At 71.4% G+C, this 26,884-nt stretch carries 23 protein-coding genes; 14 read left to right on the top strand and 9 right to left on the bottom strand.

The window, feature by feature from the left end; genetic code table 11:
• Positions 1 to 72: 72 nt before the first annotated feature.
• Positions 73 to 1,893, bottom strand: coding sequence for an NAD(P)-binding domain-containing protein (locus tag AIIKEEIJ_RS23890; protein ID WP_161996718.1), 1,821 nt, complete (start codon positions 1,891 to 1,893; stop codon positions 73 to 75).
• 195 nt (positions 1,894 to 2,088) lie between these two features.
• On the opposite strand from AIIKEEIJ_RS23890, the gene AIIKEEIJ_RS23885 reads away from it, so the two are divergent.
• The 6 genes from AIIKEEIJ_RS23885 (at position 2,089) to AIIKEEIJ_RS23860 (ending at position 8,746) form a co-directional block, all read left to right on the top strand.
• Positions 2,089 to 3,075, top strand: coding sequence for a glycoside hydrolase family 26 protein (locus AIIKEEIJ_RS23885; protein WP_006930651.1), 987 nt, complete (start codon positions 2,089 to 2,091; stop codon positions 3,073 to 3,075).
• Between the two features lies 1 nt (position 3,076).
• On the top strand, positions 3,077 to 4,318 hold the full coding sequence (locus AIIKEEIJ_RS23880; RefSeq protein ID WP_043798110.1) for a PP2C family protein-serine/threonine phosphatase: 1,242 nt from the start codon (positions 3,077 to 3,079) through the stop codon (positions 4,316 to 4,318).
• The gene (locus tag AIIKEEIJ_RS23875) at positions 4,315 to 6,279 is read left to right on the top strand and encodes a glycosyltransferase (RefSeq protein WP_161996717.1); all 1,965 of its coding nucleotides are present in this window, start codon (positions 4,315 to 4,317) and stop codon (positions 6,277 to 6,279) included. The genes AIIKEEIJ_RS23880 and AIIKEEIJ_RS23875 overlap by 4 nt, the downstream gene beginning before the upstream one ends.
• On the top strand, positions 6,276 to 6,614 hold the full coding sequence (locus tag AIIKEEIJ_RS23870; RefSeq protein WP_006930645.1) for an STAS domain-containing protein: 339 nt from the start codon (positions 6,276 to 6,278) through the stop codon (positions 6,612 to 6,614). Before AIIKEEIJ_RS23875 ends, AIIKEEIJ_RS23870 begins: the two co-directional genes overlap by 4 nt.
• Entirely contained in the window at positions 6,604 to 7,029 is a 426-nt protein-coding gene (locus tag AIIKEEIJ_RS23865) for an ATP-binding protein (protein ID WP_006930643.1), read from the top strand. The genes AIIKEEIJ_RS23870 and AIIKEEIJ_RS23865 overlap by 11 nt, the downstream gene beginning before the upstream one ends.
• Positions 7,030 to 7,330: 301 nt before the next feature.
• The gene (locus AIIKEEIJ_RS23860; RefSeq protein ID WP_043798112.1) at positions 7,331 to 8,746 is read left to right on the top strand and encodes an amino acid permease; all 1,416 of its coding nucleotides are present in this window, start codon (positions 7,331 to 7,333) and stop codon (positions 8,744 to 8,746) included.
• 79 nt (positions 8,747 to 8,825) lie between these two features.
• Here AIIKEEIJ_RS23860 and AIIKEEIJ_RS23855 read toward each other — a convergent pair whose 3' ends face one another.
• Positions 8,826 to 9,845 (bottom strand): Rv2578c family radical SAM protein, encoded by a 1,020-nt coding sequence (locus AIIKEEIJ_RS23855; protein ID WP_161996716.1) that lies wholly within the window; start codon positions 9,843 to 9,845, stop codon positions 8,826 to 8,828.
• A 74-nt stretch (positions 9,846 to 9,919) separates the two neighbouring features.
• On the opposite strand from AIIKEEIJ_RS23855, the gene AIIKEEIJ_RS23850 reads away from it, so the two are divergent.
• Entirely contained in the window at positions 9,920 to 10,279 is a 360-nt protein-coding gene (locus AIIKEEIJ_RS23850) for a Rid family hydrolase (protein ID WP_161996715.1), read from the top strand.
• Positions 10,280 to 10,339: 60 nt separating this feature from the next.
• Here the strand turns inward: AIIKEEIJ_RS23850 and AIIKEEIJ_RS23845 are convergent, their stop codons facing one another.
• From AIIKEEIJ_RS23845 to AIIKEEIJ_RS23830, 4 genes are read right to left on the bottom strand one after another with little or no spacing between them, the layout of a single operon-like run.
• Positions 10,340 to 12,310, bottom strand: coding sequence for a 5-oxoprolinase/urea amidolyase family protein (locus AIIKEEIJ_RS23845; RefSeq protein ID WP_161996714.1), 1,971 nt, complete (start codon positions 12,308 to 12,310; stop codon positions 10,340 to 10,342).
• Positions 12,307 to 12,963: an urea amidolyase associated protein UAAP2 gene (locus AIIKEEIJ_RS23840; RefSeq protein ID WP_006930633.1), complete on the bottom strand. Its 657-nt coding sequence runs from the start codon at positions 12,961 to 12,963 to the stop codon at positions 12,307 to 12,309. The genes AIIKEEIJ_RS23845 and AIIKEEIJ_RS23840 overlap by 4 nt, the downstream gene beginning before the upstream one ends.
• 2 nt (positions 12,964 to 12,965) lie before the next feature.
• Positions 12,966 to 13,805 carry an urea amidolyase associated protein UAAP1 gene (locus tag AIIKEEIJ_RS23835; RefSeq protein WP_006930631.1) on the bottom strand — a complete coding sequence of 280 codons (840 nt, stop codon included), beginning with the start codon at positions 13,803 to 13,805 and terminating at the stop codon, positions 12,966 to 12,968.
• Position 13,806: 1 nt separating this feature from the next.
• On the bottom strand, positions 13,807 to 15,351 hold the full coding sequence (locus AIIKEEIJ_RS23830; protein WP_037200858.1) for an amino acid permease: 1,545 nt from the start codon (positions 15,349 to 15,351) through the stop codon (positions 13,807 to 13,809).
• Positions 15,352 to 15,550: 199 nt separating this feature from the next.
• On the opposite strand from AIIKEEIJ_RS23830, the gene AIIKEEIJ_RS23825 reads away from it, so the two are divergent.
• The 7 genes from AIIKEEIJ_RS23825 (at position 15,551) to AIIKEEIJ_RS23795 (ending at position 25,470) form a co-directional block, all read left to right on the top strand.
• Positions 15,551 to 16,228 carry a TetR/AcrR family transcriptional regulator gene (locus tag AIIKEEIJ_RS23825; RefSeq protein ID WP_006930622.1) on the top strand — a complete coding sequence of 226 codons (678 nt, stop codon included), beginning with the start codon at positions 15,551 to 15,553 and terminating at the stop codon, positions 16,226 to 16,228.
• Between the two features lie 35 nt (positions 16,229 to 16,263).
• A complete protein-coding gene (locus AIIKEEIJ_RS23820) occupies positions 16,264 to 16,611 on the top strand; it encodes a type VII secretion target (RefSeq protein WP_006930619.1) in 348 nt (115 codons plus the stop codon).
• Entirely contained in the window at positions 16,608 to 17,825 is a 1,218-nt protein-coding gene (locus AIIKEEIJ_RS23815) for a hypothetical protein (protein ID WP_006930617.1), read from the top strand. The genes AIIKEEIJ_RS23820 and AIIKEEIJ_RS23815 overlap by 4 nt, the downstream gene beginning before the upstream one ends.
• A gap of 116 nt (positions 17,826 to 17,941) precedes the next feature.
• Positions 17,942 to 20,557 carry a glutamate--cysteine ligase gene (locus AIIKEEIJ_RS23810; RefSeq protein WP_161996713.1) on the top strand — a complete coding sequence of 872 codons (2,616 nt, stop codon included), beginning with the start codon at positions 17,942 to 17,944 and terminating at the stop codon, positions 20,555 to 20,557.
• Between the two features lie 30 nt (positions 20,558 to 20,587).
• Positions 20,588 to 22,372, top strand: coding sequence for an N-acetylglutaminylglutamine amidotransferase (locus tag AIIKEEIJ_RS23805; RefSeq protein ID WP_006930614.1), 1,785 nt, complete (start codon positions 20,588 to 20,590; stop codon positions 22,370 to 22,372).
• Complete coding sequence (locus AIIKEEIJ_RS23800) at positions 22,369 to 24,276, top strand: prolyl oligopeptidase family serine peptidase (protein WP_161996712.1); 1,908 nt, start codon at positions 22,369 to 22,371, stop codon at positions 24,274 to 24,276. The genes AIIKEEIJ_RS23805 and AIIKEEIJ_RS23800 overlap by 4 nt, the downstream gene beginning before the upstream one ends.
• A gap of 30 nt (positions 24,277 to 24,306) precedes the next feature.
• Complete coding sequence (locus tag AIIKEEIJ_RS23795; protein WP_161996711.1) at positions 24,307 to 25,470, top strand: amidohydrolase; 1,164 nt, start codon at positions 24,307 to 24,309, stop codon at positions 25,468 to 25,470.
• A 65-nt stretch (positions 25,471 to 25,535) separates the two neighbouring features.
• Here AIIKEEIJ_RS23795 and AIIKEEIJ_RS23790 read toward each other — a convergent pair whose 3' ends face one another.
• The 3 genes from AIIKEEIJ_RS23790 to AIIKEEIJ_RS23780 all read right to left on the bottom strand — a co-directional run.
• Entirely contained in the window at positions 25,536 to 25,880 is a 345-nt protein-coding gene (locus AIIKEEIJ_RS23790; RefSeq protein WP_029543500.1) for a J domain-containing protein, read from the bottom strand.
• Positions 25,881 to 26,152: 272 nt separating this feature from the next.
• Positions 26,153 to 26,461: a hypothetical protein gene (locus tag AIIKEEIJ_RS23785; protein WP_072635180.1), complete on the bottom strand. Its 309-nt coding sequence runs from the start codon at positions 26,459 to 26,461 to the stop codon at positions 26,153 to 26,155.
• A gap of 31 nt (positions 26,462 to 26,492) precedes the next feature.
• On the bottom strand, positions 26,493 to 26,884 hold a 392-nt coding region (locus tag AIIKEEIJ_RS23780; RefSeq protein WP_161996710.1), incomplete at its 5' end, for an Hsp20 family protein.

The following is a 26,884-nucleotide window of genomic DNA, read 5'->3' as shown; positions in this document are numbered from 1 at the left end:
CACGGCGACCAGGCCCCAGCACGCCGAGCCGCCGGCGCGTCGTGCGCGCCGGCGGCTCGTCGCTTTCCGGGATCAGCTCAGGTGGTGGACCTCCTGAAGCCCGTACACCGGCGTCGGGATCCCCTCGTGCCGGGCCTTGAGCTGCAACGCCAGGTACAGCGAGTAGTGCCGCGACTGGTGCAGGTTGCCGCCGTGGAACCACAGGCCCTCCTGCCGGGTGGGCTTCCACATGTTGCGCTGCTCGCCCTCCCACGGGCCGGGGTCCTTGGTGGTGTCCGACCCCAGGCCCCAGCACTTGCCGACCTTGTCGGCGACGTCCTGGCCGATCAGGTCCGCCGCCCACCCGTTCATCGAGCCGTAGCCGGTCGCGTAGACCACCAGGTCGGCCTCGAGCTCGGTGCCGTCCTCGAGGATCACGCCGTTCTCGGTGAGTTCGCGGACGCCGCCGTGGGCCAGCTTGATCTCGCCGTCGGCGACGAGTTCGGCGGCACCGACGTCGATGTAGTAGCCGGACCCGCGGCGCAGGTACTTCATGAACAACCCGGAGCCGTCGTCCCCGAAGTCGAGCATGAACCCGGCCTTCTCGAGCCGGGCGTAGAAGTCGGCGTCGCGCTCCCGGATCGCGTTGTAGACGGGAATCTGGAACTCGTGCATGATCCGGTACGGCAGCGACGCGAACGTCAGGTCGGCCTTGGCCGTCGTCATCCCCGCGGCCAGGGCCCGCTCGGAGTACAGGTCGCCGAGGCCGAGGTCCATCAATGAGTCGGATTTGACGATGTGCGTGGACGAGCGCTGCACCATCGTCACGTCGGCGCCGACCTCCCACAGCGCGGCGCAGATGTCGTGCGCCGAGTTGTTCGCGCCGATCACCACGGCTTTCTTGCCCGCATACGCGTCCGGCCCGGGATGCTGGCTGGAGTGGTGCTGGTCCCCGCGGAACCGGTCCATGCCGGGGAAGGTCGGGATGTTGGGCTTGCCGGACATGCCGGTGGCGAGCACCAGTTGCTTCGGCCTCAGCACGACGGGTTCGCCGTCGCGGACCACGTTCACGGTCCACTCGCCGGTCGCCTCGTCGTAGGACGCCGAGGTGCACGTGGTCTTGGACCAGTAGGGCACCTCCATGACCTTGGTGTACATCTCGAGCCAGTCACCGATCTTGTCCTTGGGCGCGAACACAGGCCAGTTCTCGGGGAACGGCATGTACGGCAGGTGGTCGTACCAGACGGGATCGTGCAGGCACAGCGACTTGTACCGGCCGCGCCACTGGTCGCCGGGCCGGTCGTGCTTGTCGAGCACGAGCGCGGGCACGCCGAGCTGGCGCAGACGGGCGCCCAGGGCGATGCCGCCCTGGCCGCCGCCGACGATCACGACGTACGGCTGGGTGGTGTAGCCGAGTTCGCGCTCCTCGGCCTCGCGCTTCTCGGACCAGGTGACGCGGTTGCGGTCGGCGCCGTGCTGCACGCCCTTGGGCCGGCGGACACCCTTGCTCTCCTCGTGCCCCTTCAGCTCCTGCATCGTGGTGAGCAGGGTCCAGGCACCCTCGTCCTTCAGCCGCAGGTGCCCGACGCCGCGGCCCACAGCGGTCTCGAACGCGATCCAGGCGCTGACGACGCCGCCGTCCTCGGTGGGGGGCTCGGTGGTGCGGAACCCGCTGGGGTCGGCGTCGTGCAGCCGCGCACGGAGCATGTCGGCGACACCTTCCCGGCCCTCGACGGTCTTGAGGTTCCAGGTGAAGGCGACCAGGTCGCGCCAGAAGCTGTCGGTGGCGAACATGCCCGCGGCGGCCTCGACGTCGCGCGCGGCGAGGGCGGCCTCGAAGTCGGCCAGCCACGCGTCGACCCTCTCCTGCGGTCCGGTGATCGCGGCGTCGGGTGGGGTCAGTGTGTCGGTCATTGCGTGCTCCTCGTCCTGAACTGTTGTGATACAGAGCACACCGCACTGCAGGTGGGTGCGGCCAGCGTTGCATCGTGTTGCACCCCTGCGGCACACCGCTGCACGGACCCGGACGTCCGGCACAGACCCCGCTCGCATCCCGGACGAACCGTCACAAACCCGGCGACGGTTCGTCCGGGATGCGAGGGTGGAGCGGTGAGAAACGGACATCCTCGCCCGGCGGCGGTCGCGGCGGGCCTCGCCGTCGCGGTGTCGACCGCCGTGGGATGCGCGCCGGCGATCGACTGCGGCGCCGCGATCACGCCGCTGCACGAGCCGGTCGGCGCGTGCCTGCGATTCGGCGTGAGCACGCCCGGCGGCCCGACCGCCGTCGACGAGTTCGAACGGGTCGCCGAGATCGCGGGCACTCCCCCGACCGTGGTGCTGTCGTTCTCCGACTTCGCCTCGCCGCCGCCCGTCGCGGGGCTCGCCGCCGTGCGGCGGCTGGGCGCCGACCCGATCGTCACGTGGGAGCCGTGGCGCTGGCTCGGCGACGGGCGGTACGAGCGCGGCGAGTTCACGATGGCGTCGATCGCCGCGGGCGTGCACGACGACTACCTCTACCGCTGGGCCGACGAGCTCGCCGCGTGGGGTTCGACCGTCTACCTGCGTTTCGCGCACGAGCCGAACGGGACCTGGTACCCCTGGAGTCCGGCCGGGGGGACACCGCCGCACGTCTACGTCGCCGCGTGGCGTCACGTGCACGAGTTGTTCGCGTCGAAAGGGGTGGCCAACGTGAAATGGGTGTGGGCTCCGAACGTCTCGTTCGAGGGCAGCAGCATGATCGCGGACCTGTACCCGGGGGCGGAGTATGTCGACGTGGTTGGGGCCGACGGATACAACTGGGGCGCCACGCAGCCGTGGAGCCGCTGGACGTCGCCGCGGGAGCTGTTCGAGGAGACCCTCGACGAGCTCGGCCGGATCGCGCCGGGCAAGCCGATCGTGGTCACCGAGGTGGGCAGCACCGACGTCGGCGGGTCGAAGCCGGACTGGGTCGGCGACCTGATCTCCTTCCTCGACGACCGGACGGATGTGGCGGCGTTCGTCTGGTTCGATCACGACAAGGAAACCGACTGGCGGCTGGCGAGCACCCCGGAAGCGGCTGCCGCGCTGGCGGAAGCCCTGCAGAGGGGGCAGCGCTGACATGACGACCGACGCCTCGCACCTCCCCGACGACCTCGAGGACCAGCGGGTCCGCGACCTCGAACGGCTGGAGATCCTCGACACGCCCCGAGAAGACCGGTTCGAGCAGATCACCCGCATGGCCCGACACGTGTTCGGGGTGCCCATGGCGAGTGTGGCACTGCTCGACCGGGACCGGCTCTGGTTCAAGTCCCTCCAGGGGCTCGACCTCGTACAGGTGCCGCGCGAGGAGAGCATGTGCAAGACCACGATTGCGCGCACCTACCACCATCCCGGCGATCCGACGCTGATCGTGGAGGACGCCTCCGCCGACCCCCGGTTCGCCGGCATTCCCGGTGTCGGCGGCGCCGACGGCGTCCGCTTCTACGCGGGCTACCCGCTGTACGGTCCCGCGGGTCATCCCGTCGGCACGTTCTGCATCTACGACACCGAGCCGCGGACACTCGACCCCGACCAGCTCGACGCGTTCGCCGAACTCGCCGAATGGGCGCAGCGGGAACTGCAACGCGCCGACGAACTCGATCGCGCCGCCGCGATGCAGGCCCAGCTGCTGCCGCGCCCGTTGACCGGGCTGCCCGGATTCGAGGTGCAGGCCGTGTGCATTCCGGCGTTCGTGGTCGGCGGCGACTTCTACGACCACTACCGGTTGCGCGGCGGGCTGGTCGTCACCGTCGCCGACGTGATGGGCAAGGGCCTCGGCGCGGCGATCCTGTCCTCGGCGGTGCGCTCCACGTTCCGCGGCGCGTCCCGGGTGATGGAGCGGTTCAGCCACGCCGAGGCGTGCAGCGTCCTGGACACGGGCGCCGCGCTCGGCGCCGCCGCCGAGAACCTCACGGACGACTGCGAACACACCGGCACCTTCGTCACCGTGTTCCATGCCGCCGTCGAGTTCGCCACCGGGTCGGTGGACTACGTCGACGCCGGGCACGGCCTGGCCGCGATCCGCCGTCGCGACGGCTCCGTGGTGCCGCTGGCCGGCACCGGGCTACCCGTCGGCGTGCTCCGCGACACGTCGTGGCAGGCGCAGTGCACGCGCCTCGAACCCGGTGACACGCTGGTGATCTGCTCCGACGGGCTGCTCGACCTGCTCGACGAGCACAGCGACCGGGAGGCCCTGTACCGGTTCGTGGCCGACCATGCGACGCCGCACGACCTGACCGAGGCGGCGCGGGCGCTGGCCGAAGGCAACCCACCGATGGACGACGTCACCGTCGTCGCCGTCCGTCGCTGCGAGGACGCATGAGTGCGGCCGGTGCGGACCGCTACCCGTCGCCGGGCCTGCGGATCCTGATCACCGCGACGGTGCTGCTCGGCGTGAACTACGTGGTGTGGCGCTGGCTGTTCTCCGTCAACTGGTCCGCGTGGTGGATCGCGGTGCCACTCGTCGTCGCCGAGACGTACAGCCTGATCGACTCGATGCTGTTCGGGCTCACGATGTGGCGGTGGCGCCGGCGGGCCGCGCCGCCGGTCCCGCCGGACGGGCTGACCGTCGACGTCTTCATCACCACCTACAACGAGCCGGTCGACCTGGTGATCGGGACCGCCGAGGCGGCGGCACGCATCCGGTATCCGCACGAGACATGGATTCTCGACGACGGGGAGCGGCCCGAATTGGAGCGCGCCGCAGCCGAACTCGGGGTCCGGTACATGACGCGGGCGGCCAGCTGGACGAACAAGCCCCGGCACGCCAAGGCGGGCAACCTCAACAACGCCCTGCTGCACACGCACGGCGAGTTCATCCTCGTCCTCGACGCCGACCAGGTGCCCGACCCGGAGATCCTGCACCGCACCCTCGGCTACTTCGAGGATGAGCGGACGGCCCTGGTGCAGACACCGCAGTACTTCGTCAACGTGCCGGACTCCGATCCGCTGGGCAGCCAGGCCCCGCTGTTCTACGGCCCGATCCAGCAGGGCAAGGACGGCTGGAACGCCGCCTTCTTCTGCGGCTCGAACGCGATCCTGCGCCGCGAGGCGCTGATGCAGCTGGGCATCACCGGCTACGTCCGTGCCGTCGAGGAGGGCGTGGTGCGGGCGCTGCGCACGGCCGGCAAGGTGCTCGACCGGGCGCGATCCGAGGTCGGTGCGAACCAGCCGGAGGTTCTCGCCGCCCTCGATTCGGTGCGGGTGGCCGTGCGCACGGCCCGCGCGGCCGTCCGGCAGGGACAGCCGCTCGCCGAGGTGACCTACCGGTTCCAGCAGAGCGTGGACGAGGCCGCGCGGGCCGTGGTCGACGCGGACGCCGGATCGATCCGCGCAGACCTGGAGGCGATCGCCGCCCTGACCGCCACCCCCGGGTCCGACGCCGACGGAGTTCTGCTCGACGAGACGACACTGTCGCGCCTCGCAGACCGCGAGTGGTCGCCGCTCGGGGCGCTCGAGTCGATCCGCACGATGATCCGCGCCGTCGACGTCAGCCGCGACGACGAGGCCGAACCGACGCTGGCGCTGGCAACGATCTCGGTGACCGAGGACATGGCCACGTCGATGCGCCTGCACGGGATGGGCTGGAAGTCGGTCTACCACCACGAGGTGCTCGCGCACGGTCTCGCGCCGGAGGACGTGGGTACGATGCTCACCCAGCGGCTGCGCTGGGCGCAGGGCACGATCCAGGTGATGCTGCGGGAGAATCCGCTCGTGCAGCGAGGATTGACGATCCCGCAGCGGCTGATGTACTGGGCGACGATGTGGAGCTACCTCGCGGGTTTCGCGGCCGTCGCCTACATCGCCGCGCCGGTGATCTACCTGATCTTCGGAGTGCTGCCCGTGCAGGCCTACAGCTGGGACTTCTTCGGCCGGCTCATCCCGTTCCTGCTGTTGAACCAGCTGCTGTTCTTCGTGGTCGGTCGGGGCACCCCGACCTGGCGGGGGCAGCAGTACAGCCTGGCGCTGTTCCCGGTGTGGATCAAGGCGTGCTGGACGGCGTTTCGCAACGTGTACCTGCACAAGCCCCTCGACTTCGCGGTGACCCCGAAGACGCGGCAGGGCCGCGCCACGCTCCCGTGGGGCAAGGTGCGGTACCAGATCGCGGCCATGGCGCTGCTGGTGATCGCGTCGGTGGTGGGCGTGGTGCGCTTGTATCTGGGCGCGAGCTCGGTGCTGGGCGTCGGCGTCAACCTGTTCTGGGTGCTGTTCGACCTGGCGATCCTGAGTGTGGTGATACCGGCGGTCCGCTACCGCGGGCCCGACATGGAAGGAAGACGATGACGCACTTCGCAACCCGCACCACCGGCTCGGACGTGGTGGTGGTCCGGCCCGAGGGCCGGCTGAACATGGTCGCCGCACCGCGGCTGCGGGAACAGCTGCGCGGCCTCGTCGAGGGCGGGTCCGCCCGCGTCGTCGTCGACCTCGGCGCCACCGAGTTCATCGACTCGTCGGGGCTCGGGGCGCTGGTGTCGGGGCTCAAGGCCGCCCGGCAGGCCGGCGGGGACCTGCGGCTGGCGGCGCCCACGGCGCAGGTGCGCAGCGTGCTGTCGCTGACGAGCCTCGACCGCGTGCTGCGCACGTACGACTCCGCGGACGCCGCGTTCGATGGCGACTGACCCCGGCGCGGGATCTTGGGCCCTGACGACCGTCACGGGCGCCGACACGCTCACCGACGTGCACGCGCTGATCGAGAAGATGATGTGCGCGGGGCAGGTGGAGGACGAGGATCGATTCCCGTTCGAGATCGCGGTGGCCGAGATCGCCGCCAACATCGTCGAGCACGCAGGCGACGGCGCTCCGGTCACGATGCGGCTGGAGCTGCGCCTGTCCCCGGACCGGATCGAGGCCTGCTTCCACGACGACGGCCGGCCCGCGCGCGTCGACCTCGAGACGGTCCGGATGCCCGGGGACATGGCCGAGCGGGGCCGGGGCCTGGCGATCGCCCTGGCGGCGCTGGACGAGTTGTCCTACCGCAGGCGGGGCGGCAGCAACCGGTGGATCCTCGTGCGGGAACGGACCGACCCGGCATAACCGCGCACCGGTCCGCCCGGGGCCGGCCACGCGACCGGCCCGGCGTCCGCCCTCGCCGCGGCGACCGAGATGCCGACTTTGTCCGGACCACACCCGTTAACTTCCCGTTAAGTCGACTCCCACGCGACCGCTCGGACCGCCGGAAAAGCCCAGGCCGGCGCCGCGCATCTGCCGTTTCGTCGAACGTCGGGATCGACGGCTCGCCGATGTGTCTATTACAGCGGCGGAGCGGGAACCTCAGACTCAGGCGGTCGAGAGGTACATCACACTCGATACCAAACCTGGTTGTGAAGGGGTTCCCATGTCGAACAGCGATCAGCCCGAGCTGAGGCACACGCTCGAGAAGCGGCACCTGTCGATGATCGCGATCGCGGGTGTCATCGGTGCAGGCTTGTTCGTCGGCTCGGGCGCTGCGATCCGGGAGACCGGTCCCGGGGTGCTGGTCGCCTACGCACTCGCCGGGGTGGTCGTCGTGCTCGTCATGCGCATGCTCGGCGAGATGGCGGCGGCGAATCCGCAGACGGGGTCGTTCTCGGCGTACGCCGACCGGGCCATCGGCCGATGGGCCGGGTTCTCCATCGGATGGCTCTACGCCTGGTTCTGGATCATCGTCCTGGGCATCGAAGCGACGGCCGGTGCGGTGATCATGAACCGCTGGATTCCCGGCGTGCCCCAGTGGACGTGGGCGCTGGTCCTCATGGTCGTGCTGACGCTGACCAACATCGCGTCGGTGAAGTCGTTCGGCGAGTTCGAGTTCTGGTTCGCCGCCATCAAGGTCACGGCGATCGTGGCGTTCCTCGTGCTCGGCGTCCTCGCGATCTGCGGCTTTCTGCCCGGCGTCGAGGCGCCGGGACTGAGCAACCTCACCGGTCACGGCGGCTTCTTCCCCAACGGGACAGGTGCCGTACTCGCCGGGGTCCTCGTCGTGGTGTTCTCCTTCTTCGGAGCCGAGATCGCGACCATCGCCGCCGGCGAGTCCGCCAACCCGGCCGAGGCGGTGCGCAAGGCGGTGCGGTCGGTCGTGTGGCGGATCCTGATCTTCTACATCGGCTCGATCGCCGTCGTCGTCACCCTGCTGCCGTGGGACGACGCCTCGGTGGCGTTGAGCCCGTACGTGGCGGTCATCGACTCCTTCGGCATCCCGGCGGCCGCCACCATCATGGACGTCATCGTGCTGACGTCGGTGCTCTCGTGCCTGAACTCGGGCCTGTACACCGCCAGCCGCATGATCTTCTCCCTGTCGCGCCGCGGTGACGCCCCGCCGTCGCTGGCCACCATCGGGCGGTCCGGTGTGCCCCGCAACGCGGTTCTCGTCTCCACCGTGGTCGGCTTCCTCACCGTGGGCCTGAACTACCTCTACCCCGAGACGGTGTTCCTGTTCCTGGTCAATTCCTCCGGAGCGATCGCCCTGTTCGTGTGGCTCGTCATTGCCGCGTCCCAGCTGCGCATGCGCCGCTCGCTCGAGGCCCAGGGCCGGGAGCTGTCGCCGAGGATGTGGCTCTTCCCGTACCTCACCTGGTTCACCATCGCGGCGATCGTCGCGCTGTGCGCCGGCATGATTGCCCTGGAGAGCACGCGCAGCCAGATGCTGACGTCCTCGGCCCTCGCCGCCGTCGTCGTCGGAGTCGGCGTGTACCGGCAGCGCCGCAGTGCCGCTCCGGCTGCGCCGGTGGACGCGAACGCCGGCGTCGCCGACGTGGTCCCGGAAACCACCTGACCGACCGGCCGGTGTCGCCCTCGCGGGTACCTGCCTCACCCCGGGGGGCGACGTCGTGTCCCGAGTTCCGCAGCGCCGCTCAGAACAGGGTGGGGTCCGCCGACTCGGCTGCCGGCCGCGGCGGCGCTGCGACCGGGCGCCGGTGCTCGGCCACGCGCGCGCCGAGCCCGTAGCGGGACACCAGCGGATCGACGCGGTCCTTCAACCACGTCTTGTACTCCGGTGAGACGTACGCGCCGCGGCCGTAGATCTGCCGGTACCGCCGGATCAGGGCGGGGTGCTCCTGACCCAGCCACGACAGGAACCAGCCGCGGGTGGCGCCGCGCAGATGCATCGGCAGCACCGTCACGCCGGTCGCCCCCGCCGCCGAGATCGCACCGAGCAGATCGTCGAGGTGCCGGGTGGAGTCGGTGAGGCACGGGATGACCGGTGCGACCATGACGTGGCAGGGCAGCCCGGCGTCGCTGACGGCCCGGATCAGGTCCAGACGTGCCTTGGGCGACGGGGTGCCGGGTTCGATCTGCTTCTGCAGGTCGGGCTCGCCGATCGCGAGGGAGACGGCGACGCCGATGTCGACCTGCCCGGCGGCGAGGGTGAGCAACGGCAGGTCGCGGCGCAGCAGCGTGCCCTTGGTCAGGATCGAGAACGGGGTGCCGGATTCGGCGAGGGCCCGGATGACGCCGGGCATCAGCCGGTAGCGGCCCTCGGCCCGCTGGTACGGGTCGGTATTGGCGCCCAGGGCGACGTGCTCGCGCTTCCACGACCGTCGCGCGAGTTCGCGGCGCAGCACGGCCGCGACGTTGGTCTTGACCACGATCCGGCTGTCGAAGTCGCGGCCCGCGTCGAGGTCGAGATACTCGTGGGTCGGTCGGGCGAAGCAGTATCGGCACGCGTGCGAGCAGCCGCGAAAAGTGTTGACGGTGAAGCGGAACGGCAGGTTCGACGCCTCGGGGGTCTTGTTGAGCGCGCTCTTGCACAGCACCTCGTGGAAGGTGATGCCCTCGAACTCGGGGGTCTGGACGCTGCGGACGAGCCCGGCCCGTTCGAGGCCGGGGAGCGCGCCGTCGTCGACGTCGAGAGTCTGTGCCGCCCACCGCATGCAGCCAGTCGAACATACGTGCTAACGACAGTCAAGCGCGGGGCGGCGGGGGCGGCCTGACAGAATTCCGGGCCATGACCCGTGTGAACATCTCGTCCGGCTCCGAATGGGAGCCCAGGATCGGCTACTCCCGCGCCGTGTGCATCGGCAACCAGATCGCCGTGTCCGGCACCACCGGCGCCGGCGACACGCTCGCCGACCAGACGCGCGCCGCACTGAAGACCATCGAGGCCGCGCTCGGCGAGGCCGGCGCCTCGCTGACGGACGTGATCCGCACGCGCATGTACCTCACCGACATGTCGACATGGGAGGAGGCCGCGCTCGTGCACGGCGAGGTGTTCGGCGAGATCCGCCCGGCCTCCACCATCCTCGAGGTCTCGAGCCTCATCGACAAGGGCCTGTTCATCGAGATCGAGGCCGACGCCGTCGTGTAGGCGGCTGCGCCGCCGGTGCGTCCTTCGGGCGGCAGGAACAGCCCGAAGGACGCACCGGTGCTACGCGCCCGCGGCCTCCCAGCGGGCGCGCTCGGCGGCGAACGCCACCGACTGCACCTGCTGGAAGGCGTCGATCGACGCGGCGTTTCCGGCCAGGAACCGCTGGTGCTCGGCCAGGGAGAACGTGCCGTCGGTGATGTCCACTCCCCCGCCGCGGCCCGCCGCGAGGTCGGCGCGCAGGTCCATCAGCTCCTCCGGTTCGACGGGATACCAGGAGATCCGGTCGAAGAAGCGCAGCAGCCACGGTGTGCCGGCCTCGAACGGGCCCGCGGCCTGCGGGTGGCGGTGGTTCCACACCTGGGTCGTGCGGCCGACGAACTGGTAGCCACCCGGGCCCTCCATGCCGTAGATGCACAGGTACGCCCCGCCGATGCCGACGGCGTTCTCCGGCGTCCACGTGCGGGCCGGGTTGTACTTGGTCGTCACGAGCCGGTGCCGCGGGTCGAGCGGGGTCGCGACCGGCGCCCCGAGGTACACGTCGCCGAGACCGAGCACCATGTAGTCGGCGGCGAAGACGGTGTCGAACACGTCGTTCACCGAATCGAGGCCGTTCATCCGGCGGATGAACTCGATGTTCCACGGGCACCACGGCGCATCCGCCCGCACCCCGTGCATGTACCGCTGGATCGCCTCGCGGGTGGCCGGGTCGTCCCACGACAGGGGCAGGCGCACCCGCCGGCTCGGCACCACGAGCTCGTCGCTCGCCGGGAGCTGCTCCTCGGCCTCGGCGAGCAGATCGAGCAGCGTCGGCACCGGCAGCACGTCGGGGTCGACCTTGACCTGGAGCGACCGGATGCCGGGGGTGAGTTCGAGCAGGCCCGCGGGGCGTTCGGTGTCGAGCCGCCGGTGCAGCGCGTGCACGCGGGCCCGCAGCGCGAGATCGAGCGTCATGTCACCGTATTCGACCAGGACGTTGTCGTCGCCGCTGCGCCGGTAGGTGACGGCGGTGTCGCCGTCGCGGCGGGCGAGGACGCCGTCGTCGCCGTCGCCGCCGGGCGAGACCACCAGCGACAGCCCGGCGCGACGGGCGACGCCGAGCGCGCGGCGCGACGCGGCGTGCTCGGCGCGGACGGGCACGAACCGCACCGTGTGCCCGGGCGCGAGCTGGCCGAGCTTCCACCGGTCCGCGGCGACGACGGTGACGGGACAGACGAATCCGCCCAGGCTCGGGCCGTCCGGCCCGAGGAGGATGGGGGTGTCACCGGTGAAGTCGAGCGCACCGACGGAGTACGCGTTGTCGTGAATGTTGGACGGGTGCAGGCCGGCCTCCCCGCCGTCGGTGCGTGCCCACTGCGGCTTCGGCCCGGTCAGGCGCACGCCGGTGCGGTCGGAGTTGAAGTGCACCTCGTAGTCGGTGGCGTAGAGCGTGTCGATGTCGCTGCGGGTGAAGAACTCCGGAGCGCCGTGCGGGCCCTCGGTGACGGCGATCTCCCAGCGGGCGGTCATGGCCGGCACGTGTTCGGCCGGCACCGGGACGGCCGCGCCGGTCGCGACCTCCCCGACGACGAGCACGTCGCCCTCGGTGAGGGTGCGGCCCTCGTGGCCGCCGAACCTTCCGAGGGTGAAGGTGGCTGCGCTGCCGAGGAATTCGGGGACGTCGAGTCCGCCGCCGACGAGTACGTACACGCGCAGGCCGGGGCCGGCGACGGCGCCGACGTCGAGCACGCCGCCGGCGGGGACGGTGACGGGACGCCACTGCGGGACCACCGTGCCGTTCACCGTCACGGTCGCCGGGGCGCCGGTGACGCACACCTCGGTGGCATCGGTGAAGCGCAGGGCCGGCCCGGCCCTGGTGGATTCGAGGCCGGCCGCGCCCTCGGGGTTGCCGAGTGCGGCGTTGCCGAGTCGGAACGACAGGTCGTCCATCGGGCCGGAGGGCGGGACCCCGATCTGCCAGTACCCGGTGCGGCCCGGATAGTCCTGCACCGTGGTGAGCATGCCGGGACGGTCGACGGTGATCTTGGTGGTCATGACGGTCGGGCCTCCGGTCGGGTGACGATCATCCGCACCGTGGTGGGGTCGAAACCGTTGCACGGATTGTTGATCTGCGGGCAGTTGGAGACGAGGACGAGCACGTCGCGGTCGGCGCGCAGTGCGAGGCGCTTGCCGGGCGCGGAGAGTCCGTCGACGATGCCGAGGGTGCCGTCGGGGTCGACGGGCACGTTCATGAAGAAGTTGATGTTGGACACCAGGTCGCGTTTGCCCAGGCCCCACCGGGCACCCTCGACGAGGAAGTTCTCGACGCAGGCGTGCTGGTGCTTGGTGTGGTGGCCGTAGCGCAGGGTGTTCGACTCCTGCGAGCAGGCGCCGCCGACGGTGTCGTGGTTGCCGACCTCGTCGGCGACGAGGGTCATCAGTTCCTCGCCGTCGGCGGCGCGCAGCACCGAGCCGGCGGTGAGGAACAGGTTGCCCTGCGCGGCGACGGTGGCGGCGGCGCTGTAGCGGACGGTGGTGTCGTGGGCGTCGTAGATCAGGGTGTCGACGGCCTGGTTGCCGTGCAGATCGACGATGGTGAGCACATCGCCGGCGGCGACGACGGCCGACCACGGTCCGCGGGCGCCGGCGATCTCGTCGCGGATCACGGTCCCGGGGACGAGCGCCGGCAGGTCGAGGGTCGAGGTCATGATCAGTGCTCCGTTCCGGTGGCGGCAGTCCAGGCGTCCTCGGTGTTGAGGACGGCGCGCCGGTATTCGGGGTCCGTGTTCGGCAGGGTGTCGAGGTCACGCGGGGCGTGCCAGGCGAGCACCTCGAGGGTGGTGGTGGGGAACCCGGGTGCCGGGTCGAGGGGGTGGGCGGTGTTGGCGATGAGTGCGATCACCGGCAGGTGGATCAGCAGCTCGACGCAGGCTCCGGCGCCGGCGGTGCCGGTGCTGGTCAGGGCCCCGTCGGCCGCGACGCGCACGCCGTGGAAGAACGACAGGGACGGCGGCAGGTCGCGCGGGGCGAGGCCGTGCTTCGCGGCGGCGACGGTGAACAGCTCCCGCCCGGCGGGGGCGTGCGAATGCAGGCTGCCCGCCCCGTATTTCGCCGTGTTCCCGGCGAGGTTCGTGGTGCCGCACAGGGCGTCGTGGCGGCCGGAGGTGTCGGCGACGACGGTGGCGAGCACCCGGCCCTGGTCCGACAGCAGCGGGTGCCCGACGCCGAGGTAGGCCTGCCACGGCACCTTGACGGTGTCGGCGACGTTGAGCCGCTCGTGCGGGGCGTCGGCGCGGAAGAGCAGCAGGTGGGCGCAGGCGGCGCCGTCGATGTCACGCAGCCGCAGCCGGGTGCCGCGGGCGAGGACCTTGCCGGTGTAACGGCCGCCGGGCACGGTCTCCGCCCAGGTCATGGCGGCGGTGCGGCCGCCGGGCGGGGTGGGGTACGCGGTGGCGGGCACGGTGGGCATGCCGTCGGTGACGGTGCCGGCCTGCGCGCGGGCGTGCGCCTTGGCGGCGTGGGTGGTGGCGGTGTCGAGGACGCCGGTCATCTCAGGCTCCGATCGTGACGGGGTTCGGGTGCGCGGCGCGGCGCGGGAAGCACAGGGCGCCCAGAGCGACGACGGCGGCGACGGTGAGCGGTGCGGCCCACTGCAGCAGCGGCATGGTGCCGTCCGGGTTGAAGATCTCGGCGCGCGGCCAGGACAGGTTGATCACCATCAGCAGGCCGTACGCGACGGCGAGGGCGTTGACGGGCAGGCCCCATCGGCCGAGGGAGAACAGCGGGTCGCCGTCGGCGTCGGTCGCCGTGCCGTCGTGCGGCCAACCGCGCAGCCGGCGCAGCAGCAGCGGCACGGTGACCATCAGGTACGCGAGGTAGATGAGCACGATGCACACGCTCGACAGGGTCGCGAAGATCGCGCTGTTGCCCATGTTGACCGCGAGGATGCCGATGCACACCACGCCGATCAGCACGGCCGGCGCGATGGGCGTGCCGGTGCGGGCGTTGACGTGCGAGAGGATCTTCGACGCGGGCAGGCGCTCGTCGCGGGCCATCGAGAAGATCAGGCGCGACGCGGCGGTCTGGATGGCGAGGGTGCAGATGAACACGGCGATGGCGACGTCGACGAGGAGCAGCGTGCCCCACGGTGAGGACAGGATGGCGCCGAGCACGTAGGGCAGGCCCTCGGCGGCGAGGCGGCCGTCGGTGAGGCTGGGGGCGGCCATGAGGGCGCCGAGGATCATCAGGCCGCCGCCGAGGGCGGAGACCGACAGGGCGAGGCGGATGGTGCGGGGTGCGACGCGCCGCGGGTTGCGGGTCTCCTCGGCGAGTTCGCCGGCCGAGCCGAAGCCGACCATGACGTACGCGGCCATGAGGCCCGAGACGATCCACGCCCAGCCGTAGCCGGGGGCCTCCCCGGTGACGCCGGTGTCGAGGACGACCTGCGGGCCGCGGACGGCGTGGGTGAAGAACATGCCGATCACGGCGACGACACCGACGATCTCGCAGGTGACGCCGATGCTGTTGATCCGCGACATCCAGTTCACGCCGATGCTGTTGATGATCGTGGTGAGCACGAGCAGCACCGAGCCGAGCAGGACGGCATTGGCGGCGCCGGAGGAGGAGGTCAGCGACGGGTCGTCGCCGATGATCTGGAATCCGCTCCAGATGTTCGGCAGGACCACCTGCAGGGCGATCGCGGCGGCCGAGGCGGTGACCATCTGGGCGAGGATCATGAACCAGCCGGCGAACCAGCCGACCACCTCGCCGCCCATCCGGCGGGCCCATTGATAGATCGCCCCGGAGATCGGATAGCGCGCCGCGAGTTCGGCGAAGTTCAGGGCGACCATGAACTGACCGGCGAAGACCACCACCCACGTCCAGAAGAAGGCGGGGCCGCCGAAGCCGAAGCCGAGGCCGAACAGCTGGAAGATGGTCGTCAGGATGGAGACGAACGAGAAGCCGGCGGCGAAGGAGGCGAACTTGCCGAGGTTGCGGTGCAGCTGCTGCTGGTAGCCGAATTCGCCCAGGTCGCCCGCGTCCTGGTGCGAGGCGGTCGGTGCAGCGGCAGCCGGCCGGGTGAGCGTCAGGCTCATGGCGGTGTCCGTTTCTGTGCGCGGTGGCGGCGGCCGGGTGACCGTCGAAAAACTGTCGAGTGACAGTTTTCGCGAGGTCACGTCTTGTCCGAATGACCGCGGCGTAACGAGTTCGTGACCGACGTTTCCTCCGTGTGACGGTCTGCTCACCGCCCGCCCGGGGCGCTGTCACCGTCCGATCTGTGCCATCGTCGAGGACGTGACCCACGCCCGTCCCGGACGCCCCCGACTGCACCGGCCACGCCGGCCCGGTTCCACCGCGCGCGCCGAAATTCTCGACGCCGCAGCAGAACTGTTCACCACCCGTGGATTCGCGTCGACCTCGACGCGGCTCGTGGCCGAGGCGGTCGGCGTCCGGCAGGCCTCCCTGTACAACCACTTCGCCACCAAGGACGACATCCTCGCGGCGCTGCTCGAGCAGACCGTCGCCCCCACCCTGTCGTTCTGCGAGCGCCTCGGCGACGACGCGCCCGCCGAGGCGCGGCTGTACGCCCTGGCGCTGTTCGACACCGCGCAGCTCGTCGCGGGACGCTGGAATCTCGGTGCGCTATACCTGCTTCCGGAGGTGCGCACCGAGCGCTTCGCACAGTTCCACACCGCCCGGACCGGTCTGCGCGAGTGCTACCGGCGGCTCACGGTCGCCGTCCTCGACCGCCTCGGCGCCGGCGCGGACGCCGACGACCCGCGCGCCGATCTGCCGTTCCGGCTGGTCGAATCCGCCATCAACATCCGCGCGGACCGGGGCACGGACGCCGTCGCCGACCTGCCCGACGTGCTGGCGGAGGCGGCGCTGCGCGTGCTCGGATTCACCGCGCCCGCAGAGCCCGTGCGCGACGTCGCCCGCACGCTCGTCGCCCGTGTCGCCGACTCGAGTTAGAGTGCTGCCCACGCGAATCTGATTGGGGGGTCATCATGAGCGGTTTACTCGACGCTGTCGGCTCGTTCTCGACGGGAGGCGGCGTCCGTGTCGTACCCGACGGGGTCCGGGCCTTCGGCAGCACATCCCTGCGCGCCGCGGAGGAGGTCGCCCGCGCGGGCGCGATGGATCTGCAGGCCAACGTCTCGTCGCTGAGCCCCGCCATGGGCCTGATCGGCGCGGACTTCGTCGCGGCGTTCGCCGTCACACAGGGTGCGCACACCCGCACCGTCGCGCAGCTGGCATACGTCTACGCGTCCGGCGGTGTCGCCGCGCACGACGCCGCCGCCCGGTACGAGGCGCTCGACGCCGCGGTCGCCGCGGGACTCGGGGGCGCGCGATGATCGCACAGGAGACGCCGGTCGCCTCGCCCACCGTTCTCGACGCGCTGCGCGCGTCCCCCGCCGGCCCGGCCCTCGACCTGCCGCTGCCCGCGCCGCCGGCCCCGCCGACGTGGTCGCCCGAGCCCGAGCTCGACGCGATAACCGAAGTGCTGCAGTCTCTTCCGGTTCCGGCAGTGCCGGGAATCGACGAAATGCTGCGTCCACTGCGCGACCTCGGCGACCTGTTCGGTACCGGCATCGTCGACGCGCTCGACCCGTCGGCGGTCCTGCAGCAGTCGTCGCGGATGCTCGACGGCGCGGCGTCGCTGGCCCGCACGGCACTGCACGCGCTGCCGGACTCGTGGGAGGGCGCACCCGCCGAGGCGGCGCTCGACAAGGGTCGCCAGGCCCAGGTCACCGCGGTCGAGCTGAGCGAACGGGGCGACGAGATCGGGGCCGTCACGCGCGCCGCCACCGCGAGTGTCGAGCGGGGCAACGTCGAACTCGGCGGGATCGCCCAGTCCTTCCTGGCCTTCGCCACCGCGACCGCGCCCGTCGCGCTGACGCCGCCGGGTCAGATCGCGCTGCTCACCGCCGCCGCCGAGCATGTATCCGCGGCACTGGCGGTGGTCGCGCGCACCCGCGGTGAGCTTCTCGGCTACACCACGGCGATGAACGCCCTCGCCGCACCCATCGCCGTGCCCGCCCCCGTCGCCGCGCCCGGCCTGCCGGCTGCGGACGACGTCGCAGCGGCGGCCACGGGAGCCGTGGACACCGTCGCCGGCGCGGTCGGTGTGTCCGACGACCTTCCCGCGCAGACGCACGCCGCGGCGTTCGGGGGTGGCACCGTCACCGCCGGCCCCACGATGACCGCCGCGACCGCACCGGTGAGCACCGGCGCCGTGGCACCGGGCGCCGGAGGCGCCGTTGCACCGGGCGCCGGAAGCGCCGTGGCGCTGGGCGCGGGAGGCGCCGTGGCGCTGGGGACCGCGGGCGGGGGTCTCACCGGCACGCCGTCGGGCCCGCGACCGCCCACGTCCGCTCCGGTGACGGCCGCAGCTGCGGCCGCACGTCATCCCCTCCCCGCCGCCGTCCCGGGCACCGGACGCGCCGACGAGGACGCTCCGCGACGGGCGCGTCCGACGATCCTGGTGACCGCGGCGAACACCACCGCCGTGATCGGCGAGGTGCCGCCGGCGACCGCCCCGGTGATCGGGGCCGGCGACGACTGGTGATTCCGAGTCCCCCGCCCCGGCGCGCGGGGCGGGGACACGGTCGACGGCCACGCTGGTGTCCGTGACCCGCGGTTTCCTTCTGCGAGGACGATCCGGGCCGCGTAGCGTGTAAACGCATGTTCGGTGGCGGTGCCCGCAAGCTTGGTGTCGAGGAGGAATTCCACCTCATCGACGCGAAGACCCGCCGTCTCACGCCGCGCGCCCCGGAACTGCTCGCGCGCCTGCCCGGCGACGTCTACGTCGAGGAACTGCAGCGCTGCGTCGTCGAGGTCAACAGCGGCGTGTTTCCGGATCTCGCGGGTCTCCGCGCAGATCTGGTGCACCGCCGGTCCGTTCTCGTCGACACCGCCGCCGAGCTCGGCCTCGGCATCGCCGCCGCGGGCGCGGTCCCACTGGCCGTGCCCGCGGAGATGCAGGTCACCGAGACGCCGCGGTATCGCCGCATGCTGGCCGACTACCAGCTCCTGGCCCGCGAGCAGCTGATCTGCGGCACCCAGGTGCACGTGGACATTCCCGACCGGGACGAGGCGGTGCAGGTCGCCAATCGGGTCGCCCCGTTCCTGCCGATCTTCCTCGCCCTGAGCGCGAGCTCGCCGTTCTGGGCCGACGGCACGGACACCGGATATGCCAGCGTCCGCAACCTGGTGTGGATCCGGTGGCCGAGTACCGGGCCGGCCGCGCCGGTGTCGTCGGCCGCCGAGTACGACAAGCTCATCGCGGACCTGGTCTCGACCGGCGTGATCACCGACCCGGGCATGGTGTACTTCGATCTCCGCCCGTCGGACCGGTATCCGACCCTCGAGCTGCGCGTGTGCGACAGCTGCCCGTCGGTGGACACGATCACGCTGATAGCCGGGCTGTTCCGCGCCCTGGTCGATCGGGAGGTGACCGACCTTCGGGCCGGTGTCCCGGGGCTCGACGTCTCGCCGACCCTGGTGCGCGCCGCCATGTGGCGCGCCTCGCGCTCCGGCCTCGAGGGTCCTCTGGTCGACGTGCAGTCGGCCACCCCGCGGCCGGCACGGGAGATCGTCGACGGACTGATCCGGTCGCTCCGGCCCCAGCTCGAGGGGAACGACGACTGGGCCCTGGTGTCGGAGCTCGCGGAGACCGCCCTGCAGGTCGGCAGTTCGGCCGCCCGCCAGCGGCGGGTGCTGCGCCGACGGGGCCGCCTGACCGACGTGGTGGATCTGCTTCTCGACGAAACCGCGGGGCGCGTGCGCGCGGTGCCGGAGATCGCCGATCCCGGTGCAACCCTGCTCCACGGCTACGTTCCGCTGCGAGCGGGCGACGTGGACGACCGGTACGACGAGGCCGTCGAGGTCGGCGGGCGTCCACGTCGCGAGTACGAGGCGGTCCTGGCCGCGGTGGCGCGGGTCGGTGCGGCCGAACTGCGCCGCATCCAGGAGTCCATCGACCGGGAACAGAGCGTCGACGGCGTGACGTTCCGGGTGAGCGGCGAGGATCGTGCCCAGGTCTTTCCCATGGACATCGTCCCGCGCATCGTCCCGCACACCGAATGGTCGCACCTGGTCCCGGGTTTGCAGCAACGCGCCCTGGCCCTCAACGCCTTCCTCGGCGACATCTACGGCGAGCAGGCCGCGGTGCGGGACGGGGTGATTCCCTCCGAGTTGCTCGACCGTGCCCCGGGCTATCGGGCCACCGGGGCCGCCGCAGCAAATCCCCCGGTGCGCGCCCACATCTGCGGGATCGACCTCGTCAGCACGGGCCCGGGCGACTTCGTGGTGCTCGAGGACAACCTGCGGGTGCCGTCGGGCGTGGGGTATGCGATGGCGCATCGCGCGATGACGACCCGGTTCCTCGGGGCCCTCGGCATGCCGGCCGACGTGATGTCCGTGGACTCGATGCCGGAGATGACGCGGCAGACGCTGCAGGCGGCGGCGCCCGCCGCGGCCGCGGGACCGGACGTCTCCGTGGCGCTGCTCAGCGCCGGGTGGAAGGACTCGGCATGGTTCGAGCACCGGTTGCTCGCCGAGAAGTCCGGACTGCCCCTCGTGCTGACCGGGGAACTGTCGGTACGCGACGACGTCGTGTACCGACACCGGGGCCGCGAGGCCACGCGAGTGGACGTGCTGTACGTCCGCCTCGACGAGGACATGCTGCTGTCCTCGATCGGGCACGACGGGCACCCGCTGCGCAGGGGGCTTCGGGCCGCGCTGCAGGTCGGCAACGTGACGATCGCCAACGCCCTGGGGAACGGGGTCGGGGACGACAAGGCCGTCTATTCGTATGTGCCGGCAATGATCGAGTACTACCTCGGCGAGAAGCCGATCCTCGAGCAGGTACCCACGTGGGTGTGCGCCGAGCGTGAGCAACGCGACTACGTCCTCGACCGGTTGGCGGAGCTGGTGGTCAAGCCGATCGACGGGTTCGGCGGCGCCGGAATCACCATCGGCCCGGAAGCGTCGCGACACGAACTGCTGGAGCGGCGTCGGGACCTGCTCACCCACCCGGAGCGATACGTCGCGCAGGAGGTCGTGCCGTTGTCGACGCATCCGACGTTCGACGGGAGCGGCCTGTTTCCGCACCATATCGACCTGCGCGCATTCGTTCATCTTCGGGCCGAGGGGCCGTCGGTGCGTGCCCACGTCGCTCCGGCGGCGCTGACCCGGGTGGCCCCCATCGGGAGCATGGTCGTCAATTCGTCCCGGGGCGGCGGGGGGAAGGACACCTGGGTGCTCGGTCCCCCACGCGGCGCGGGCAGCGACGAATAACCGGAGGGCGTGAGCCGGAAGGAGAGCACGATGTGCGGTGTGTGTGGGGAGATGCGCTTCGACGGGGCTCCCCCGGACGTGGCCGCGGTCGGGCGGATGACCGACGCCATGAGCGCCCGGGGCCCCGATGCGGCCGGCCTCCACGCGCGCGGATCGGTGGCGTTCGGGCATCGGCGGCTGACGATCATCGACCTGTCGGCGCGCGGCAGCCAGCCGATGATCGACAGTGAGCTCGGGTTGGCACTGGTCTTCAACGGGTGCATCTACAACTACCGGGAGCTGCGCTCGGAACTGGAGGGGGCCGGCTACCGGTTCTTCTCGACGGCGGACAGCGAGGTGGTGCTCAAGAGCTTCCACCGTTGGGGCGCGGAATGCGTGCAGCACTTCAAGGGCATGTTCGCATTCGCCGTGCACAACACCGACACCGGCGCGGTGACCCTGGCCCGCGACCGGCTCGGCATCAAGCCGCTCTATCTGGCGGAGGGCCCGGGACGGTTGCGCTTCGCCTCCACCGTGCCGGCGTTGCTCCGCGCCGGCGAGGTCGACACCACCGTCGATCGCGTCGCGCTGCACCACTACCTGAGCTTCCACTCGGTGGTGCCCGCACCGCACACGATGCTGCGGGGGATCCGGAAGCTGCCGCCGGCGACCGTGCGGGTGATCGAGCCCGACGGTGGCAGCACCGAGCACCGCTATTGGGAGCCCGCATTCACGCGGGACCCCGCGCGGACGACGTGGACGGCCGTGGATTGGCAGGAAGCACTGCTGGATTCGCTGCGGACCGCGGTGAGCCGGCGAATGGTCGCCGACGTGCCGGTGGGGGTGCTGCTCTCGGGAGGCATCGACTCGAGCCTGGTCGTGGCGTTGCTCGCGGAGCAGGGCCAGCGAGACCTGGCCACGTTCAGCATCGGATTCGATCCGGCCGGTGGCGAATCCGGGGACGAGTATGTCTACTCCGATCTCGTGGCGCGGAGGTTCGGCACCGTCCATCACAAGATCCACATCGACTCGTCCCGGCTGTTGCCGGCGGTGCCGAAGACCGTGGCGGCGATGAGCGAGCCGATGGTCAGCCACGACTGCGTGGCGTTCTACCTGCTGTCGGAGGAGGTGAGCAAGTCGGTGAAGGTGGTGCAGTCCGGGCAGGGCGCCGACGAGATCCTCGCCGGCTACGACTGGTATCCGCCGCTGACGGAGGTGGCCCGGGAACGGTCCGCCGAGGCGTACGCGAAGGTGTTCGCCGACCGTACCCACGCCGACATCGTCGCGCTGCTCGACCCTCGGTACTCCCTCGATCACGACGCGAGTGGCGAGTTCCTGGCCGAGCAGCACGCCGCGGCGGGGGCGGCGACGGCGGTCGATGCGGCGCTGCGTCTCGACACGACGGTCATGCTGATCGAAGACCCGGTCAAGCGGGTCGACACGATGACGATGGCGTGGGGCCTCGAGGGGCGGGTGCCGTTCCTCGACCACGACTTCGTCGAACTGGCCGCGACCTGCCCGCCCGAACTGAAGCTGGCCTCCGGCGGCAAGGGCGTCCTCAAGGAGGCGAGCCGCAAGCACCTGCCGGCGGAGATCATCGACCGGACCAAGGGCTACTTCCCGGTGCCGGGCATCCGGCACCTCGACGGGGACGTACTGACCCTGGTGCGCGATGCGTTGCACAGCCGGAGCGCCCGCGACCGCGGGCTGTACCGGCCCGAAGCACTCGACGCGCTGCTCGCCGACCCGAACCGGCATCGCACCACCCTCGGGGCGAACGCCCTGTGGCAGGTGGCCCTGCTGGAAATGTGGCTCCAGGAAATGGAACAGCTGTGAGCGGCGAGACGGAGACGACCCCGGTGGCGCGAACACCGGATGCCGCGACGACCGCCGCGGCGGCACAGCCGCGCCACATCCGCTTCACGTCGGGTGCGTCGGTCGCGCCGGACGGCACGGCGATCGCTCATCTCGTCGACGACGGCGGCTATCCCCGTGCGGTGCAGCGGTTCCTGTCCGGCCGCGCCACGAGCGCGGCGCGGTGGGTCGAGTTGCCGGTGGACGGGCCGGTCACCCGGATCATGCACTCGGCGGACGGCCGTTGGCTGGCGTGCGAGGTGGCGCCCGACGCCGGTACGCGCACCCAGGTATGGGTGGTGAGCACCGACCCCGACGACCGCGGCGCCCGCCGCCTCGGGTCGGCCGGGGACTCCTCGACGGAAGTCGTCGGGTGGGACGGGAACCGGGTGGCGACGGTCGCCACCGACGAGGAGGGGGTGGCGGAATCCCGGCTGGTGGACCCGCACACCCAGGACACCGTGGTGCTCGATCGCCGCGTCGGCGGTCACCTCGTCGACGCGTGGTCGGGGTCGGCGCTGCTGCGGGTCGGTCCACGCGGCCACCGGGAGTTGCTGCTGCTGCACGAGGACGGCACGCGGATTGCGCTGCTGCCCAACGACGTCGGTTCCACCACGGACGCCGGGGTCATTCTCGACGACCATCGGCTGCTCGGCGTGGTGGACCAGCTTCGTTCGCCGTGGGCGTCCAGCGACGGCGAACCGGAGAGATATCTGCGGTCGCTGGTGCGCAGCGACAACGGCGCGGAGTTCGCGCGGCTGCTGGGCGTGGCGGTGTCGTCGGAGGGCGTGTCGTACCGGGTGCTGGCCGAGCGGGAGGACGGCGATCTCGACGAGTTCGCCGTGAGCGACGACCACAGCACGGTAGCCCTGCTGTGGAACCACAAGGGTCTGAGCCAGTTGCAGATCCTGCACCTGGCGGACGGCTCGCTCGACGACCCCCTCGGGTTGCCCGGACTGGTGGCGTCCGAACTGAGCATCAGCGCGGACGGCTCGCTGCTGGCGGTGACCGTGCAGGGTCCCGGAATGCCGCCTTCGGTGGAGATCGTCGATCCGCGGACCGGGGAGTGGGGCCCCGCGGAGGCCGCGCGGACCCGGATGGACGACGACGATCTGCCGACGCTGCTCGAGTTCCCGGCACGGGACGGGACGCCGCTCTCGGGTTGGCTGTATCGGGCGCAGGGCAGCGGCCCGGGCCCGGTGCTGCTGTACTTCCACGGCGGACCGGAAGCCCAGGAACGGCCCGGATACAGCGACTACTACCCGGCGATCGTGGCGGCGGGATTCACGGTCTTCGGGACGAACGTGCGCGGGTCCGGCGGTTTCGGGCGGACGTTCATGCACGCCGACGACCGCTACGGGCGGTTCGCCGGGATCGACGACGTGGCCGACTGCGTGCAGTACCTCGTCGACCACGGCATCGCCGATCCCGCCCGGGTGGCGTGCGCGGGCAGATCGTACGGCGGCTACCTGACGCTGGCATCGCTGACCTTCCACGCCGAGTTGTTCGCCGCCGGGATAGCGATCTGCGGGATGAGCGACCTCGAGAGTTTCTACGCCAACACCGAGCCGTGGATCGCGGCGGCGGCCTACCCCAAGTACGGGCATCCGGTGCACGACCGGGAACTGCTGCGCGAGCTCTCCCCCATCCATCGGATCGCGGAACTGCGGGCACCCCTGCTCGTGGTGCACGGGGCGCACGACACCAACGTGCCGGTCAGCGAGTCGGAGCAGATCGTCGCCGCGGTACGCGACCGGGGTGGGATCGCCGAGTTCCTCCTGTTCGACGACGAGGGCCACGACATCGTCAAACGCGAGAACAGGGACGTGCTCGCCGAGGCCATGGTGAACTGGCTGACGAGCCGGCTCGGTACGGCCGGCCCGTAGATGTCACCGAACCGACGGAGTTCTCGACGGATGAGGATCGACCACGACCGCCTCGTCGCCTGGCGACGGGACCTGCATGCCCACCCGGAGCTGTCGTTCGCGGAGTTCCGGACCACCGCGCTGGTGCGCGATCAGCTCGTCTCGCTCGGGCTGGACCCGGTGACGCTGCCCGGCGGCACCGGCCTGTGGTGCGACGTCGGCCCGGACACCACCGGATGCATCGGGTTGCGGGCCGACCTCGACGCGTTGCCGCTGACCGAGACCACCGGGTTGCCGTACGCGTCGACCGTGGAGGGCGTGTGCCACGCGTGCGGGCACGACGCCCACACCGCGATGCTGCTGGAGGCGGCCGCCGTGCTCGCGGCGGATCCGCCCCCGCAGCGGGTGCGGTTGATCTTCCAGCCCGGCGAGGAGACCACCCCCGGTGGTGCGCTCGAGGTCGTCGCCGCGGGTGGCCTCGCCGGGGTGTCCCGGATCTTCGCCCTGCACTGCGCCCCCCAGCTCGAGGCGGGCAAGCTCGCCACCCGCGCCGGGCCGATCACCTCGTCCGGGGCCGTTCTCACGGTGCGGTTGTCCTCCCCCGGCGGCCACTCGGCCCGCCCGCACCTGACCGGCGACCTGATCCACGCGGCGGGCGTGCTGGTGACCGGGCTGGCGTCGGTGCTCGATCGGCGCCTCGACGCCCGCACCGCCACCGTGCTGACATGGGGCCGGATCCACGCCGGCCACGTCGGCAACGCCATCCCCGAGTCCGGTGAACTGGTGGGCACGCTGCGCAGCGCGTCGCATCGGACGTGGGCGACGGTCGAGCCGCTGGTGCGGCGCAGCGTCGCGGAACTGCTCGCACCCTACGCGGTGGACCACGAACTGGACTACGTGCAGGGCGTGCCGCCGGTGGTCAACGACGCCGAGGCAACCGCCGAGATGCTCGCCGCGATCGAATCCGTGGTGGGCCTGGAGAATCTGGCCGAGGCGGGGCAGTCCAGCGGCGGCGAGGACTTCGCGTGGTATCTCGAGCACGTCCCGGGGGCCATGGCGCGATTGGGAGTCTGGGACGGGACGAGTCCGCGACACGATCTCCACAAGCCCGACTTCGAACTGGACGAACGAGCCCTGGTGTACGGGGCGCGCACCCTGCTGGCCCTCGCCTACGGAGGCAAGTACGAACCTCGTACGCCTGACCCGAGCGAATGAACCATGCTGTCGGACTGATCGAGTGAGCGATACATTCGCTCGGGGGAAGCGCCCGCGCGGCGCCGTCACCGGTGGCGACGGACGGGTCCGGCCCGGATGGGCGGATCCGCCGCGGGGGGCGGGTCCGAGCGACGCACGGTCACCCGGACGGTCCGCGCGGAGGGCCGGGGGGCCGTGTCGGCACGGCGCCGGTCGTACTCCGCGCGGCGGTGCGGATCGCGCAGGACGGCGTAGGCCGCGACGATCCTGCGCAGCTGCTCGTCCGGATCCGGACCGAAAGGGACATCCGGGCTGCGGAGGTCGGGGTGGTGCTCGCGGAGCTTGCGACGGAAGGCCGCGGTGATCTCCGCCTGCCCGGCAGACCCGGGCACGCCCAGCACGGCGTAGAGATCGGGTTCCCTGCCGGACACGGCCCCGCCCTTCTCTTCCGTTGTCGACGCCGAACCGCGTGACGGCGCGTGACAGGAGCGAACGCCCGGCCACCCGCCTCGTGGATGGGTACGAACGGCGGGTGGCCGGGCGTCGGCGATGATCGGGTGCGGCCCGCACTGTGTGTGCCGAATACCGGCGGTGCGCTGCCCGGTCACCGGCTCCGGGCCGGTGCCCCGCTCAGCGCCTCGTGGCTGCCGTCCGGGCGGGCGGCACGCACGTCAACGCCTGGCGACTCTGCTGCGATGTCGTATCACCGTCCTTTCGCTACTACGTGGCTTCGGCGGGCCGATCCGGTACGGACCGGAGGAGAGCGCTGCGTGGCAACCACTTCCCCCGGAGCCCGCGTCCCGGCTCGACCCGGCGGTCCCGCGGTGCGCGCCGCGCCCCGCGGACGACGGACCGCGGCGGTCCGGCACCTCGGGTCCGCCACCGGTCGTCGCGGCCGGGGCCACTCGAGCATCTCCAGCTCGAGATCGAGCAGGAGCAGCTCGAGGTCCACGCCGTCGACGGTGGGCGGCTGCCCGACGGGCGGTTCGGCAATCAGGTCGAGTTCGTCCATGGTCGTCTCCCGGGGACACGCCTCGGACGGATCAGCCGTCGATCGCCTTCTTGTCGCCTACCGCGATCTCGATCTTGCGCGGCTTGGCCTTCTCCGCGACCGGGATCGTCAGCCTCAGCACGCCGGCGTCGTACGTCGCCTCGATGTTGTCGGTGTCGAGGTTCTCGCCGAGGAACAGCTGCCGGCTGAACACTCCGCGCGGGCGCTCGGCAGCCACCATCTCCTGACTCTGGTCGCGTGCCGGCCGCTCTGCGTGCACCGTCAGCACGTTCCGTTCGACGTCGAGGTCGAGCGAATCCTCGGCGACGCCGGGCAGATCGAACTCGACGACGAACTTGTCGCCCTCACGCCAGGCGTCCATGGGCATCACCGCGGGACGGGCCGCCGTGCCGAGAACCTGCTGCGCGAAGCGGTCGAGCTCGC

Origin of the sequence: Rhodococcus sp. YH1 (genome assembly GCF_009939605.1) — a bacterium.
GTDB classification, from domain to species: domain Bacteria; phylum Actinomycetota; class Actinomycetes; order Mycobacteriales; family Mycobacteriaceae; genus Rhodococcus; species Rhodococcus aetherivorans.
Note: the sequence above shows the minus strand (reverse complement) of the source record. Positions and strands in the feature narration are given on the sequence as shown.

Coding starts and splice junctions, on each gene's coding strand:
- AIIKEEIJ_RS23890 (WP_161996718.1), bottom strand. CDS start 1,893: ATGACCGACACACTGACCCCACCCGACGCCGCGATCACCGGACCGCAG.
- AIIKEEIJ_RS23880 (WP_043798110.1), top strand. CDS start 3,077: ATGACGACCGACGCCTCGCACCTCCCCGACGACCTCGAGGACCAGCGG.
- AIIKEEIJ_RS23875 (WP_161996717.1), top strand. CDS start 4,315: ATGAGTGCGGCCGGTGCGGACCGCTACCCGTCGCCGGGCCTGCGGATC.
- AIIKEEIJ_RS23870 (WP_006930645.1), top strand. CDS start 6,276: ATGACGCACTTCGCAACCCGCACCACCGGCTCGGACGTGGTGGTGGTC.
- AIIKEEIJ_RS23865 (WP_006930643.1), top strand. CDS start 6,604: ATGGCGACTGACCCCGGCGCGGGATCTTGGGCCCTGACGACCGTCACG.
- AIIKEEIJ_RS23860 (WP_043798112.1), top strand. CDS start 7,331: ATGTCGAACAGCGATCAGCCCGAGCTGAGGCACACGCTCGAGAAGCGG.
- AIIKEEIJ_RS23855 (WP_161996716.1), bottom strand. CDS start 9,845: ATGCGGTGGGCGGCACAGACTCTCGACGTCGACGACGGCGCGCTCCCC.
- AIIKEEIJ_RS23850 (WP_161996715.1), top strand. CDS start 9,920: ATGACCCGTGTGAACATCTCGTCCGGCTCCGAATGGGAGCCCAGGATC.
- AIIKEEIJ_RS23845 (WP_161996714.1), bottom strand. CDS start 12,310: ATGACCACCAAGATCACCGTCGACCGTCCCGGCATGCTCACCACGGTG.
- AIIKEEIJ_RS23840 (WP_006930633.1), bottom strand. CDS start 12,963: ATGACCTCGACCCTCGACCTGCCGGCGCTCGTCCCCGGGACCGTGATC.
- AIIKEEIJ_RS23835 (WP_006930631.1), bottom strand. CDS start 13,805: ATGACCGGCGTCCTCGACACCGCCACCACCCACGCCGCCAAGGCGCAC.
- AIIKEEIJ_RS23830 (WP_037200858.1), bottom strand. CDS start 15,351: ATGAGCCTGACGCTCACCCGGCCGGCTGCCGCTGCACCGACCGCCTCG.
- AIIKEEIJ_RS23820 (WP_006930619.1), top strand. CDS start 16,264: ATGAGCGGTTTACTCGACGCTGTCGGCTCGTTCTCGACGGGAGGCGGC.
- AIIKEEIJ_RS23815 (WP_006930617.1), top strand. CDS start 16,608: ATGATCGCACAGGAGACGCCGGTCGCCTCGCCCACCGTTCTCGACGCG.
- AIIKEEIJ_RS23810 (WP_161996713.1), top strand. CDS start 17,942: ATGTTCGGTGGCGGTGCCCGCAAGCTTGGTGTCGAGGAGGAATTCCAC.
- AIIKEEIJ_RS23805 (WP_006930614.1), top strand. CDS start 20,588: ATGTGCGGTGTGTGTGGGGAGATGCGCTTCGACGGGGCTCCCCCGGAC.
- AIIKEEIJ_RS23795 (WP_161996711.1), top strand. CDS start 24,307: ATGAGGATCGACCACGACCGCCTCGTCGCCTGGCGACGGGACCTGCAT.
- AIIKEEIJ_RS23785 (WP_072635180.1), bottom strand. CDS start 26,461: ATGGACGAACTCGACCTGATTGCCGAACCGCCCGTCGGGCAGCCGCCC.